The 13,028-nt window shown below is 74.4% G+C and carries 11 protein-coding genes; 9 read left to right on the plus strand and 2 right to left on the minus strand.

Translation table 11 applies throughout. The features are described from left to right. Positions 1 to 94 precede the first annotated feature (94 nt). Positions 95 to 1,501, plus strand: coding sequence for a hypothetical protein (locus HL663_RS02760; RefSeq protein ID WP_216842657.1), 1,407 nt, complete (start codon positions 95 to 97; stop codon positions 1,499 to 1,501). Positions 1,502 to 1,680: 179 nt separating this feature from the next. Here the strand turns inward: HL663_RS02760 and HL663_RS02765 are convergent, their stop codons facing one another. Together HL663_RS02765 and hisC are read right to left on the minus strand one after the other, a co-directional pair. Continuing rightward, positions 1,681 to 2,742: an NAD-dependent epimerase/dehydratase family protein gene (locus HL663_RS02765; RefSeq protein WP_216842658.1), complete on the minus strand. Its 1,062-nt coding sequence runs from the start codon at positions 2,740 to 2,742 to the stop codon at positions 1,681 to 1,683. A 191-nt stretch (positions 2,743 to 2,933) separates the two neighbouring features. Further along, positions 2,934 to 4,052, minus strand: coding sequence for a histidinol-phosphate transaminase (hisC, locus tag HL663_RS02770; RefSeq protein ID WP_173026957.1), 1,119 nt, complete (start codon positions 4,050 to 4,052; stop codon positions 2,934 to 2,936). A gap of 162 nt (positions 4,053 to 4,214) precedes the next feature. Between hisC and HL663_RS02775 the strand changes: the two genes are divergently transcribed. The 8 genes from HL663_RS02775 to HL663_RS02810 all read left to right on the plus strand — a co-directional run bounded on the left by HL663_RS02775 (position 4,215) and on the right by HL663_RS02810 (position 12,995). Further along, positions 4,215 to 5,057: an aldo/keto reductase gene (locus HL663_RS02775; protein WP_173026958.1), complete on the plus strand. Its 843-nt coding sequence runs from the start codon at positions 4,215 to 4,217 to the stop codon at positions 5,055 to 5,057. A gap of 58 nt (positions 5,058 to 5,115) precedes the next feature. Further along, positions 5,116 to 5,502: a phage holin family protein gene (locus HL663_RS02780; RefSeq protein ID WP_173026959.1), complete on the plus strand. Its 387-nt coding sequence runs from the start codon at positions 5,116 to 5,118 to the stop codon at positions 5,500 to 5,502. A gap of 40 nt (positions 5,503 to 5,542) precedes the next feature. Continuing rightward, on the plus strand, positions 5,543 to 6,562 hold the full coding sequence (galE, locus tag HL663_RS02785; RefSeq protein ID WP_173026960.1) for a UDP-glucose 4-epimerase GalE: 1,020 nt from the start codon (positions 5,543 to 5,545) through the stop codon (positions 6,560 to 6,562). A gap of 231 nt (positions 6,563 to 6,793) precedes the next feature. Beyond that, positions 6,794 to 8,251, plus strand: a complete 1,458-nt coding sequence (locus HL663_RS02790; RefSeq protein ID WP_173026961.1) for a cytochrome ubiquinol oxidase subunit I — start codon at positions 6,794 to 6,796, stop codon at positions 8,249 to 8,251. Positions 8,252 to 8,268: 17 nt separating this feature from the next. Further along, positions 8,269 to 9,300 (plus strand): cytochrome d ubiquinol oxidase subunit II, encoded by a 1,032-nt coding sequence (gene cydB, locus HL663_RS02795; RefSeq protein ID WP_173026962.1) that lies wholly within the window; start codon positions 8,269 to 8,271, stop codon positions 9,298 to 9,300. 16 nt (positions 9,301 to 9,316) lie between these two features. Next, entirely contained in the window at positions 9,317 to 10,915 is a 1,599-nt protein-coding gene (gene cydD / locus HL663_RS02800; protein ID WP_173026963.1) for a thiol reductant ABC exporter subunit CydD, read from the plus strand. Next, positions 10,912 to 12,552 carry a thiol reductant ABC exporter subunit CydC gene (gene cydC, locus HL663_RS02805; RefSeq protein WP_286175882.1) on the plus strand — a complete coding sequence of 547 codons (1,641 nt, stop codon included), beginning with the start codon at positions 10,912 to 10,914 and terminating at the stop codon, positions 12,550 to 12,552. The genes cydD and cydC overlap by 4 nt, the downstream gene beginning before the upstream one ends. 2 nt (positions 12,553 to 12,554) lie before the next feature. Beyond that, positions 12,555 to 12,995 carry a BlaI/MecI/CopY family transcriptional regulator gene (locus tag HL663_RS02810; protein WP_173026964.1) on the plus strand — a complete coding sequence of 147 codons (441 nt, stop codon included), beginning with the start codon at positions 12,555 to 12,557 and terminating at the stop codon, positions 12,993 to 12,995. Positions 12,996 to 13,028 lie beyond the last annotated feature (33 nt).

Below are 13,028 nucleotides of genomic sequence, written 5' to 3' on the forward strand. Positions count from 1 at the left end.
CGCGCCGAGCGAGCAGACGGCCGGGTGCGACGTCGGAGGTGGGTGGTGGTCCCACCCGGGCGGGAGGGCCCGTTCCGCAGGGCATGCTGGGGGCATGACCTCCGCGCCGGTGACGACCCGACCGCCCGCGCCGGAGGTCGACCGCGCCGGTCGGCGCGCCGGCTGGGGGCTCCTCGCGGGGGCGCTCCTCGTCGGCTTCGCCGTGCTCGTGCCGGTCGTCACGGGGGTCGACGTCGTCGCCGGGGGCGCGGCGCCGCTCATCGGCGACTGGGTCCTGCGGTACGGGCCGTCGAGCGTGGTCGCCGTCCTCGTCGTCGCGGCGCTCGCCCACCCGCGCCTGCCCGACGTCGTCGCGCGGATGCCCTGGGGGCGCCTGCTGCTCGCGTCGTGGCTGGTCGGTGCCGTCTGGATGGTGTCGCTCGCGCTCGTCGACGGGTACGCCGGGCTCGGCCGGGTCCTGGACCACGGCACGGAGTACCTCGAGAGCGCCCGCAAGATCGACGACGTCGGCGAGATGCTGCGTGTCTACGTCTCGCGCATCCCGCTCGACGCCCCCGGGCACTGGGCGGTGCACCTGGCCGGCCACCCGCCGGGCGCGGTCCTCATGTTCATCGGCCTCGACCGGATCGGGCTCGGCGCCTGGCAGGTCGCCGGGCCGCTCGTCGTCGCCGTCGCCGCCACGACGCCCGTCGCCGTCGCCGTGACCCTCGACCGCCTCGGCGCCCGCGACGCCGCCCGCCGCGCGCTGCCGTTCCTCGTCGTCGGGCCCTCGGCCGTCATCGCGGCGGTCTCGGCCGACGCCGTGTTCGCGGCCACGGTCGCCTGGGGGATGGCCGCGCTGGCCGCCGCCCTGCGTGCCGGGGGCGGCCGTCGCTGGGTGCTCGCCGTCGTCGCCGGGCTGCTGCTCGGCTGGTGCGTGATGGAGTCCTACGGGCTCGTGCTCGCCGGCCTGCTGGCCGTGGGGGTCCTGCTCGCGGCCCGGGTGTCGTGGGTGGTGCGGGTGCGGGTCGCCGGGGTGGCTGCGCTCGTCGCGCTCGGGGTCGTCCTCGTCTTCGCCGCGCTCGGGTTCGCCTGGTGGGAGGCCTTCCCCGTCCTCCACGACCGCTACTGGGCGCCCGGCGACGTCGCGAGCCGCCGGCCGGCCTGGTACTGGGTCGTCGGCAACCTCGGCGCGCTCGTCCTCTGCGCCGGGTTCGCGCTGCCCGCGGGGGTCGCGGCGGCCTCGCGGTCTGTGGTGCGGCTGGTCACCGCGGCCGGGCGCGCGTCGTCGGCCGCGTGGGAGCGCGCCGTCGGTCCGCTGCTCGCCGCCGGGGTCGGGATGGTCGCCGTCGCCGACCTCTCGCTCATGAGCAAGGCGGAGGTCGAGCGCATCTGGCTGCCGTTCGTGCCGTGGATGCTCCTCGGCACGCTGTGGCTGCCCGAGCGCTGGCGCCGGCCGGCCCTCGTCGGCCAGGGGGTGCTGGCCCTGCTCGTCCAGCACCTCGTCCGCACCGTCTGGTGACCAGCGGTCCCGGCTACACCGCAGTAACCGTCGCTGGAGCAGCACTGACTGCGGCGTAGCCGGCACCGGAGCCCGTGGCGACCCCGTCGCCGGCTACACCGCAGTAACCGTTGCTCTGGCAGCACTTACTGCGGCGTAGCACGCAACTGAGCCGCGCCGGCCGGTCACCCGCGGGCGGGTCAGGCGCGCAGCGGAGCCGTCGCGAAGGCGCCGAGGCCCTCCTCGGGCGTGACCGACGCCGAGAACCCCAGCTCCTCGCGGGCCCGCTCGGGCGAGGCGACGACGTGGCGCACGTCCCCGATCCGGTACTGGCCGGTGACCCGCGGCTCGAGGTCGCGCCCGGAGCCGGCCGCCACGTGGCGGGCGACGTCGGCGATGGCGATCGGCGTGCCCGAGCAGACGTTGTAGGCGCGGTGGCTGGCGACCGGGGCCGCGAGCACCCCGCGGACCGCCGCGAGGTTGGCCCGCGCGACGTCGGCGACGTGGACGAAGTCGCGCATCTGGCGGCCGTCCTCGTAGACGGTCGGCGGCTCGTCGCGCTCGAGCGAGGAGCGGAACATCGCCGCGACCCCGGAGTAGGGGGTGTCGCGGGGCATCCCGGGGCCGTAGACGTTGTGGTACCTCAGCGAGACGGCGGCGCCGGGGGCCTGGCGGGCCCAGGCGGCGGCGTACCCCTCCTGGGCGACCTTGCTCACGGCGTAGCTGCTGCGGGCGTCGAACGGGGCGTCCTCGGGGACGAGCTCCCAGTCGAGCGGGCCGTCGCAGACCGGGCACGGGTTGTCGAACTCGCCGCCGTCGAGTGCCTCGCGGGTGCGGGGGCCGGGCGCCTGCGGGCCGTGCTGCGGGCAGGAGTAGCGCCCCTCGCCGTAGACGACCATCGAGGACGCCTGGACGAACCGGCCGACCCCCTCGGCGTGCATCGCGGCGAGCAGCGCCGCCGTGCCGAGGTCGTTGTGGCCGGCGTAGAGCGGCAGGTCGGCGGCGGTGGCCCCGGCACCCACCATCGCGGCGAGGTGGACGACGGCGTCGCAGCCCTGGAGGAGGTCGGCCCATCCCCCGGCCTCGCGGACGTCGAGGACGTGGACGCCGGCCGGCGGGTCGTCGCGCGTGGTGGCCGCGTGGGCCTCGGGCAGGAGCAGGTCGACGGCGACGACGTCGTGGCCCTCGGCCACGAGCTCGCGCCAGGTCGCCGTGCCGATGAACCCGGCCGCGCCGGTCAGGAGGATGCGCACGCGCGCCATCCTGCCCTGCCCCCGACCCGCGCGACGCCGGTGGCTGCGTCGGTGGCGTCGCTCGTGGCGCGGGAGATGGGGCGATCACCCCAGTTCCCGCGCCACCGCTCGCGCCAGGGAGGGGGTGCGGACGAACGTGTGTGAACACGCCGGGGATCACCGGCGTGTTCACACACGTTCGCGGAGAGGGGCGCGGGGCGTCAGGCGGGGTGGGTGGCGCGCCAGGCGCCGGCGACCTCGAGGAGGCGGTCGTTGGCCTCGGTCTCGGCGACGGTGACGCGCACCCCGTCGGTGCCGTACGGCCGGACGGTGAGGCCGGCCTCGTCGCAGGCCGCCGCGAAGGCCGGGGTGTCGTCCCCGAGCGGGAACCAGACGAAGTTCGCCTGCTGCTGCGGCACGTCCCAGCCCTGCTCGCGCAGCGCCGCGACGACCCGCTCGCGCTCGGCGACGAGCTCCTTGACGCGCACGTCGAGCTCGTCGGTGGCCTCCAGCGAGGCGAGGGCCGCGACCTGCGCCAACGAGTTGACGCCGAACGGCAGCGCCGACTTCCGCAGCGCCTGGGCGACCGGCTCGTGCGCGACGGCGTACCCGACCCGCAGGCCGGCCAAGCCGTAGGCCTTCGAGAAGGTCCGCAGGACGACGACGTTCGGGTGGGCCTCGTGCACCGCGAGGGCGTCGGGCGCGTCGGGGGCGTCGACGAACTCGAGGTACGCCTCGTCGATGACGACGACGACGTCACGCGGCACCCGGGCGAGGAAGGCCTCGAGCTCGTCGGCGCCGACCGTCGTGCCCGTCGGGTTGTTCGGCGTGCAGACGAGGACGAGCCGCGTCCGCTCGGTGACCGCGTCGGCCATCGCGTCGAGGTCGTGGCGCTCGCCCGGCGCCAGCGGCACCATGACGGGCGTCGCGCCGGCGAGCGTCGTGAGGATCGGGTAGGCCTCGAAGGAGCGCCACGCGAAGAGGACCTCGTCGCCGTCGTCGCACGTGGCGCGCACCAGCTGGTCGAGGACGCCGACCGAGCCCGGCCCCGTCGAGATGCGCGCCGCGGGCACCCCGAGCCGGGCGGCGATCGCCTCGGTGAGGGCGCCGACCGCCATGTCGGGGTAGCGGTTGATGCCGCCCGCCGCGTCGCGCACGACGTCGAGCACGGACGGCAGCGGCGGGAACGGGTTCTCGTTGCTGCTCGCCTTGTACGTGACGAGGCCCTCGCGGACGGTGGCCGGCTTGCCGGGGGCGTACGCGGGCAGGGACCCGAGGGCGTCGCGCAGGCGCACCGGGGTGGGGCGCGCCGCGGCCTCGGCGGTGAGGTCGTCGGTCATGGCCCCCACTGTAGGACCGCACCCACCGGCCGCCGCCGCCCTCCGGCCGTGCACCCGATCGATCGAGCAGGACGCGCCGCGCGCCCGTGGGCCCGGACGGCGCGTCCTGTTCGCTCGACGGGTGGGACCGGACCGGGGACGTGCCGCGGCTAGCGTGGGCGCATGGCCTCCGACCCCACCCCGCACCGGCTCTCCGACGGCACGACCGCGCCCCTCGTCGGCTTCGGCACCTATCCCCTGAAGGGCGAGGAGGGCATCGCGGCGATGGTCTCCGCGCTCGAGGCCGGCTACCGCTACCTCGACACGGCGGTCAACTACGAGAACGAGGCCGAGGTCGGCGAGGCCCTGCGCCGCAGCGGCGTCCCCCGCGAGGAGGTGCGCGTCGCGACGAAGGTCCCCGGCCGCTTCCACGAGCGCGAGCTCGCGCTCACCTCGCTGCGCGACTCCGCCCGCACCCTGGGCCTGGAGCAGATCGACGTCGCGCTCATCCACTGGCCGAACCCGAGCCGCGACCTCTACCCGCAGGCCTGGCAGGCCCTCGTCGAGGCGCAGCGCGAGGGGCTCGTGCGCACCATCGGCGTCAGCAACTTCACCGAGGCGCACCTGACCCGCGTCATCGACGAGACGGGCGTGACGCCGGCGCTCAACCAGGTCGAGCTGCACCCGCTCTTCCCGCAGGAGCAGATGCGCGCCGTCCACGCGCGGCTCGGCATCCTCACCCAGGCCTGGAGCCCGCTCGGCAAGCGGCAGGCGCCGTTCGGGGCCGACCCGGTCGCCGCGGCCGCCGCGACCCACGACGTCTCGCCCGGGCAGGTCATCCTGCGCTGGCACGTGCAGCTCGGCTCGATGCCGCTGCCGAAGTCCGCGACCCCGGCCCGCCAGCGCGAGAACCTCGACGTCACCGGCTTCGCGCTGACCGACGACGAGATGGCCGCCATCACCGGCCTCCGCCGCGCCGACGGGCGCCTCTTCGACGGCGACCCCGACACGCACGAGGAGATGTAGGCCGGATGCGCCACCGCAGGTCCAGCACCCGGGGCTCCTGACCTGTCATGATCGAGCGGTGACGAACTTCCTCATCCGGGTCGGGATCAACGCCGTCGCCCTCTGGGTCGCCGCCCTCGTCGTCCAGGGGGTCAACCTCGCCGAGGACCAGGTCTCCACGGGCCGCAAGATCCTCACGGTCGTCCTCGTCGCGCTCGTCTTCGGGCTCGTCAACGCGGTCATCAAGCCGATCGCGACGTTCTTCTCGTTCCCGTTCATCATCCTGACGCTCGGGCTGTTCACGTTCGTCGTCAACGCGCTGATGCTCCAGATCACCGAGTGGATCAGCAACGGGCTCGGGCTGTCGTTCACCATCGACGACTTCTTCTGGGACGCCGTGCTCGCGGCCGTCGTCATCACCCTCGTCTCGTGGGTGCTGAGCGTCGTCCTCCCCGAGGACCGCTGACCCCACCGCTCCCGGCGCTCCCGGCGCTAGGGTCGACGCCATGCGCGTCCTCGTCTCCGGCGGTGCCGGCTACATCGGGTCCCACACGGTCGTCCAGCTCGTGGAGGCCGGCCACGACGTCGTCGTCGTCGACTCCTTCGCCAACGCCAAGCCCACGGTCGTCGGGCGCATCGAGGCGATCACCGGGCAGCCGCTCGACGTGCGCTCGTTCGACCTGACCGACCACGACAAGACCGAGCACCTCTTCGCGCACGAGGCGTTCGACGCGGTCATCCACTTCGCGGGGTTCAAGGCCGTCGGCGAGAGCGTCGAGAAGCCGCTGGAGTACTACGAGAACAACCTCGGCTCGACGTTCTCGCTCGTGCGCGCCATGCGCCGCCACGGCGTGCGCCGGCTCGTGTTCTCCTCCTCCGCGACGGTCTACGGCGCCGACGCCCCCGTGCCGATGCACGAGGACCTGCCGACCTCGGCCACCAACCCGTACGGCTGGACCAAGGTGATGCAGGAGCAGGTGCTGCGCGACGTCGCGGCCGCCGACCCCACGTGGCGCGTGGCGCTGCTGCGCTACTTCAACCCGGTCGGCGCGCACGCCTCGGGAACGATCGGCGAGGACCCGTCCGACGTCCCGAACAACCTCATGCCGTACATCGCGCAGGTCGCGGTCGGGCGGCGCGAGAAGCTGCTCGTCTTCGGCGGCGACTACCCGACCCCCGACGGCACGGGCGTGCGCGACTACATCCACGTCGAGGACCTCGCGGCCGGGCACGTCGCGGCGCTGACCCGGCTGGGCACCACGGACGACGCCGTGTCGACGTGGAACCTCGGGACCGGTCACGGCACCTCGGTCCTCGAGCTGCTCCACGCGTTCGAGCGGGCCTGCGGCCACGAGCTGCCGCACGAGGTCGTCGAGCGCCGGCCGGGCGACATCGCCGCCTCCTACGCCGACCCCTCGCGCGCCGAGGCCGAGCTGGGCTGGCAGGCGACGCGCACCGTCGACGACATGTGCGCCGACACCTGGCGCTGGCAGTCGCGCAACCCGCACGGCTACCCCGACGCCTGAGCGGCGATCCCACCAGCGCGCGAAGCATCGACATTTCGGGGTCAACCCCGAGATGTCGACGAGACGCGACCTCGGTGCCGGGGTCTCGTCGACGAACCCCCGTGTCGTGGCGGCCGGCCGGTGAGGTGACCCTGCGTGGCCCGCCTCACACGGCTCCGGCTGGGCGTGATCTACGACGTTGTGTAGTTTGTACTACGTCACGTCGTACTACACGCGCTCCAGGAGCAAGGCATGGGATCTTCGCTCGACGTCGCCCGGTGGCAGTTCGCCATCACGACGGTCTACCACTTCCTCTTCGTCCCGGTGACCATCGGGATGTCCGGGGTCGTCGCGTACTTCCACACGCAGTGGGTCCGCACGCACCGCCCCGAGTACTACCGCCTCACGAAGTTCTTCGGGAAGCTCTTCCTCATCAACTTCGCGCTGGGTCTCGTCACCGGCATCGTCCAGGAGTTCCAGTTCGGGATGAACTGGTCGGACTACTCCCGCTTCGTCGGCGACATCTTCGGCGCACCGCTCGCCTTCGAGGCGCTGCTCGCGTTCTTCCTCGAGTCGACCTTCCTCGGCGTCTGGGTCTTCGGCTGGGGCCGCATCCCCGAGAGGCTCCACGCGAGCTCGATGTGGCTCGTGCACGTCGGCACGGTCCTGTCCGCGTACTTCATCCTCGCGGCGAACTCGTTCATGCAGCACCCGGTCGGCTTCCGGTTCAACCCCGAGACCGGCCGCGCCGAGATGTCCGACTTCATCGCGGTGCTCACCAACAAGGTGCAGCTCGTCACCTTCCCCCACGTCGTGATGTCGGCCTACATGGTCGGCGGCGCCGTGATCATGGGCGTGGCGCTCTGGCTCCTGCGCCGGGACCGCGCCACCGACGACGCCCCGGTGTACCGCAAGGCCGTCCGCGTCGGCGCCGTCGTCTCCCTCGTCGCCTCGCTCGGCGTCATCGTCTCCGGTGACGTCCAGGGCAAGATCATGACCGAGGTCCAGCCGATGAAGATGGCTGCGGCAGAGGCGCTCTACGACACCACGAGCAACGCGCCGTTCTCGGTCCTGTCCATCGGCCCGCTCGACGGCAGCACCGCGACCCGCGTCATCCAGGTGCCCGGCCTGCTCTCCTTCCTCGGCACCGGCAGCTTCGACGGCACGGTCGAGGGCATCAACGACCTCAAGGTCTCCGAGCGCGCGATGGCCGAACGGGTCGGGCAGCAGTACGGCCCCGAGGTCGCCGCGCTCGTCACCGCCGACGACTACACGCCGATCGTCCCGGTCGCCTACTGGACCTTCCGCCTGATGATGGGCGCCGGCTTCCTCACGATGCTCTTCTGCGCCGCGGCGCTCTGGGTCACGCGCAAGAACGGTGCGCCGCAGTCGAGGTGGTGGGTCTGGGTCGCCGTCCTCGCCCCGCTGCTGCCGATCTTCGCCAACAGCTTCGGCTGGATCTTCACCGAGATGGGCCGCCAGCCCTGGCTCGTCTACGGCCTGATGACGACCGCCACCGGCGTCTCGCCCTCGGTGAGCGTCGGCGAGGTCTGGGTGTCGATGGTCGTCTACACGCTCCTCTACGCGGCCCTGGCCGTCGTCGAGGTCAAGCTCTTCCTCACCTACGTCCGCCGCGGCGCCGAGCCCTTCGAGGACCCGGCCGACCACACGGACGTCCCCGAGGACGCCCCCCTCCAGTTCGCCTACTGACCACCGGGACTCACACCATGGACACTCTGCAGCTGCTCTGGTTCGGCCTCATCGGCCTCCTCTGGGCGGGGTACCTCGTCCTCGAGGGCTTCGACTTCGGTGTCGGCGCCCTGCTCCCCTCGCTCGGCGCCGGCCGCGACGCCGAGGACACCGAGAAGCGCCGCCGCGTCATGCTCACGACCATCGGCCCCCACTGGGACGGCAACGAGGTCTGGCTCCTCACGGCCGGCGGCGCGACCTTCGCCGCCTTCCCCGAGTGGTACGCCACGATGTTCTCCGCGTTCTACCTGCCGCTCCTGCTCGTCCTCGTCGCGCTCATCGTGCGCAACATGGGCTTCGAGTACCGCGGCAAGCGTGACGACGCGACGTGGCGCAAGCGGTGGGACATCGCCATCATCGGCGGCTCGGTCGCCGCGCCCCTGCTCGTCGGGGTCGCGCTGACCAACGTCGTGCGCGGCGTCCCGCTCGACGGTGACTCCGAGTACGCGGGCAACCTCCTCACCCTGCTCAACCCGCTGAGCCTCCTCGGCGGCCTGACGGTGCTGGCGCTCTCGCTGACCCACGGCGCGTTCTTCCTCGCCCTGAAGACCAGCGGCTCGATCCGCGAGGACGCCCGCCGGATGGGCACCGTCCTCGGGCTCGTGACCGCCGGCCTCGCCGTCGTCACGCTGCTGTGGCTGGGCGTCTCGACCGGCTCGGTGTGGTCGTGGGCGACCACCGTCGTCGCGGCGGTCGCGCTCCTCGCGGCGATCTACGCCAACACGAGGGGCCGCGAGGGCTGGGCGTTCGTCGGGACGGCCGTCACCGCCGCGACCACGGTGGCGACGTACTTCCTGGCGCTCTACCCGGACGTCATGCCGACGAGCCTCGCCGGCGGTCGGTCGCTGACCATCGAGAACGCCTCGAGCAGCCCGCTCACCCTGAAGATCATGACCGGCGCGGCGCTCGTCTTCACGCCGATCGTGCTCCTCTACACCGCGTACACCTACTACACGTTCCGCAAGCGGATCGGGACCCACCACATCCCGGCCCCGGTCTCGGTCAGGTGAGGTCGCGAGACCCCCGATGAGGCCCTTCGACCCCCACGTCCTCACGGTCGCCCCTGCCGCACGTCGACCCGTCCTCCTCCTGGCGGTCGTCGGCGTGCTGCAGGGCGCCGCCACCATCGGCACGGCGTTCGCCCTCGCGGCGCTCGTCGTGGCGGTCGTCGACGGCGCGGGGCTCGTCGGGCCGGCGGCCTGGCTGGCCGGGCTGCTGACGGTGCGCGCCGCCCTCGGCTGGTCCTCCGAGCGCGTCGCCGCCCACGCCGGGGTCGAGGTGACCGCCGCCCTGCGCACCGCACTGCTGCGTCGGTGGCTCACCGCGCCGGCGGAGGCGCGGCCCGACCCCGACCGTGCCGCGACCCTCGCGGCGCAGGGCGTGGCGGCCGTCGAGCCCTACGCCGCCCGCTTCCTCCCCGCCCTCGTCGCGGGGGCGGTCGTCCCCGTCCTGGCGCTCGCCGCCCTCGTGCGGGTCGACTGGGTCAGCGCCCTCGTCGTCGTGCTCACCCTCCCCCTGCTCCCGCTCTTCGCGGCCCTCATCGGCGCGGCCACCCGCGACGAGACCGACCGCCGCTGGCAGGCGCTCTCGCAGCTCTCCGGCCACTTCGTCGACGTCATGCGCGGCCTGCCGACGCTCGTCGGCTACGGCCGCGCCGAGCGCCAGGTCGAGGTCGTCGGCGAGGTCAGCCGCCGGCACCGCAGCGCGACGATGCGCACCCTGCGCCTCGCGTTCATGAGCTCCGCCGCCCTCGAGCTGCTCGCGTCGATCTCGGTGGCGATCGTCGCCGTCACCGTCGGGCTGCGCCTCACCCACGGCACCGTCACGCTGCAGACCGGCCTCCTCGCCATCCTGCTGGCCCCGGAGGCGTACTGGCCGATCCGCCGGGTCGGCGCCGAGTTCCACAACGCGGCCGACGGCGCCGAGGCGGTGGCGGCCGTCCTCGACGACCTCACCACCGACACCTCCGTCGCGGCGCCCGGCACGGCGGGCACCACGACCACCGACCGCCTGGGCGTCGGGCTCGTCGACGTCACCTACGCCTACCCCGGCAGCCCCGAGCCGGTCGTCCGCGGCGTCACCCTGACCGCCGGCCCCGGCCTCACCGTCGTCACCGGCCCCTCGGGCGTCGGCAAGTCGACGCTCCTCGAGCTCGTCGCCGGGCTGCGCACCCCCGCCTCCGGGTCGGTCGCCGCCGGCCGCTGCCACCTCGTGACCCAGCGGCCCTTCCTCCCCGACGGGACGCTGCGGGACGCCCTGCGCCTGGGCACGGACGCCACCGACGACGCGCTCTGGGAGGCGCTGCGCCGGGTCGGCCTCGAGGGGTACGTCGCCGGCCTGCCGCACGCCCTCGCCACGCCGCTCGGCGACGACGGGGTCGGCCTCTCGGCCGGCCAGCGCGCGCGGGTCGCCATCGCCCGGGCCACCCTGTCGAGCGCGCCGGTGCTGCTCGTCGACGAGCCCACCGCGCACCTCGACGAGTCCGCGAGCGCGCAGGTGCACGCCCTGCTCCAGCAGCTCGCCGAACGGCGGACGGTGCTCGTCGTCACGCACCGGCCCGAGCTCGTCCACCTCGCCGACCAGCACGTGGTCGTCACCGCGGCCGGGACGGAGGTGCACCGGTGAGCGACCCCACGACCGTCCTGCGGCCGACCCGGGCCACCGTCCTCGGCGGGCTCCTCGGCGGCGCCGCGACCTCCGCCGGCATCGCCCTCACGGCGACCTCCGGCTGGCTGATCGTGCGCGCGAGCGAGCGGCCGGTCATCCTCACCCTGCTGGCGGCCATCGTCGCCGTCCGGGCGTTCGGGATGGCCCGCCCCTTCTTCCGCTACCTCGAGCGCCTCGTCTCCCACGACGCCGCCCTCGCCGACCTCGCCGACCGGCGGCAGGCGGTCTACGCGGCGCTGGTCCCCCTGACCCCGGCGCGGCTCGGGCGCCGCTCGCGCTCGGCGGTGCTGACCGGCGTCGTCGACGACCTCACCGACGTCGTCGAGGCGCAGGTGCGCGTCACGGTGCCGCTCGTCTCCAGCGCGGTCGCCGGGCTGCTCGCGACCGCGCTCACGGCGGCCTTCGCCCCGGCCGTCGGGCTCGTCGTCGTGGGGCTGCTCGTCGTCGTCGCGCTCGGGTGCGCGCTCGCGTGGTGGTTCGAGTCCCGTTCTCGCGACGCCCTGCTCGCCGCCCGCGCCGAGACGGCGCGCGTCGGCGACCTCGTGGCCCGGCAGGCCGGCGAGCTGCGGGCGATCGGGGCCCAGGACGCGGCGCTCGGCTGGCTCGACGCGGCCCACGCGACCCTCCGCGCGGCCGTCCGCCGCCAGAGCCGGGGCCGCGCCCTCGTCGCCGCCCTCCTCCTGCTCGGCACCGCGATGGCCACCGTCGCCGCTGCGACCCTCGTCGACCCGGCGGCCACCGGCGGCCCCGTCGCCGCCCTGCTCGTGCTCGTGCCCGTCGCGGTCGGCGAGGCGCTCGCACCGCTCGTCGACACGATGCGCGCCCTCGCCCGCGCCCAGGGCAGCCGCGCGCGCCTCGCGGTCCTGCTCGACCAGGAGCCCGCCGTGCACGAGCCCGAGCACCCGGCGACCCGGCCCACGTCCGAGGGCCCGGGCGGCGCCATCGTCCGGCTGGAGTCCGCGAGCGCGTCGTGGACCGGGACCCGCGAGGACCTCGCCCCGACCGACCTCGAGCTCGTCCCCGGGCGCCACGTCGGGGTCGTCGGCCCGAACGGCTCCGGCAAGAGCACGCTGCTCGCCGTGCTGGCCCGCAGCCTCGACGTCCGCGGCGGCCGGCACACCGTCGGGGGCGCCGACGTGCGCGACCTGGCGCTCGCCGACGCCCGCGGCGACGTCGCCGTGGTCGACGACGAGCCGCACGTGTTCGCGACGACCCTCGCCGAGAACCTGCGCCTGGCCCGGCCGGGGTGCGACGACGCCGACGTGCGCCGTGCCCTCGACCTGGCGGGCCTGGGCGCCTGGGTCGACGGCCTGCCCGACGGCCTCGGCACCCGCCTCGGCACCGGGGGCCGGGGGCTGTCCGGGGGCGAACGGACACGGCTCGGCGTCGCCCGGGCGGTGCTCGCGGACCGCCCCGTCGTCCTCCTCGACGAACCCGCCGCGCACCTCGACCACCCGACGGCCACGGCCGTGCTCGATGATGTCCTCGACGCCACGCGCGACCGCGCTGTCGTCCTCGTGAGCCACCGGCCCGAGGCGCACGACCGCCTCGACGCCGTCCTGACCCTCACCGCCCACCCCGGCCCGAAGGAGTAGCCATGCCCCACTCGACCTCAGCGCCCCGTCTCGGCGACCTCGAGCGGGTGGTCATGGAGCGCCTCTGGGAGACCGGCCACGACGAGGGCGCCACCGTCCGCGAGGTGTTCGAGATCCTCGAGCGCGACCGCGAGATCGCCTACACGACCGTCATGACCGTGCTCGACCGGCTCGCGAAGAAGGAGCTCGTGACCCGGGTGCGGGAGGGGCGGGCCTGGCGCTACTTCCCGGCGGACTCCCGCGAGGCCCTCACCGCGCAGACGATGCGCCGCACGCTCGACGACATGGACGTCACCGACCGGCGGACGGCGCTCCTGCACTTCTTCGACGGCGCGAGCACCGAGGAGATCGCCGACATCAAGGCCGTCCTCGCCGAGGTCGAGGCCAAGGCCGAGCAGGGGGCGAACGCCCCGCGGGGCCTACGGGGTCGGCTGCGCCGCTGACGACGCGCCGACCGCCCTCGTCCCTCCGCCCCG

Origin of the sequence: Arthrobacter sp. NEB 688 (assembly GCF_013201035.1) — a bacterium.
Taxonomy (GTDB): domain Bacteria; phylum Actinomycetota; class Actinomycetes; order Actinomycetales; family Dermatophilaceae; genus Phycicoccus.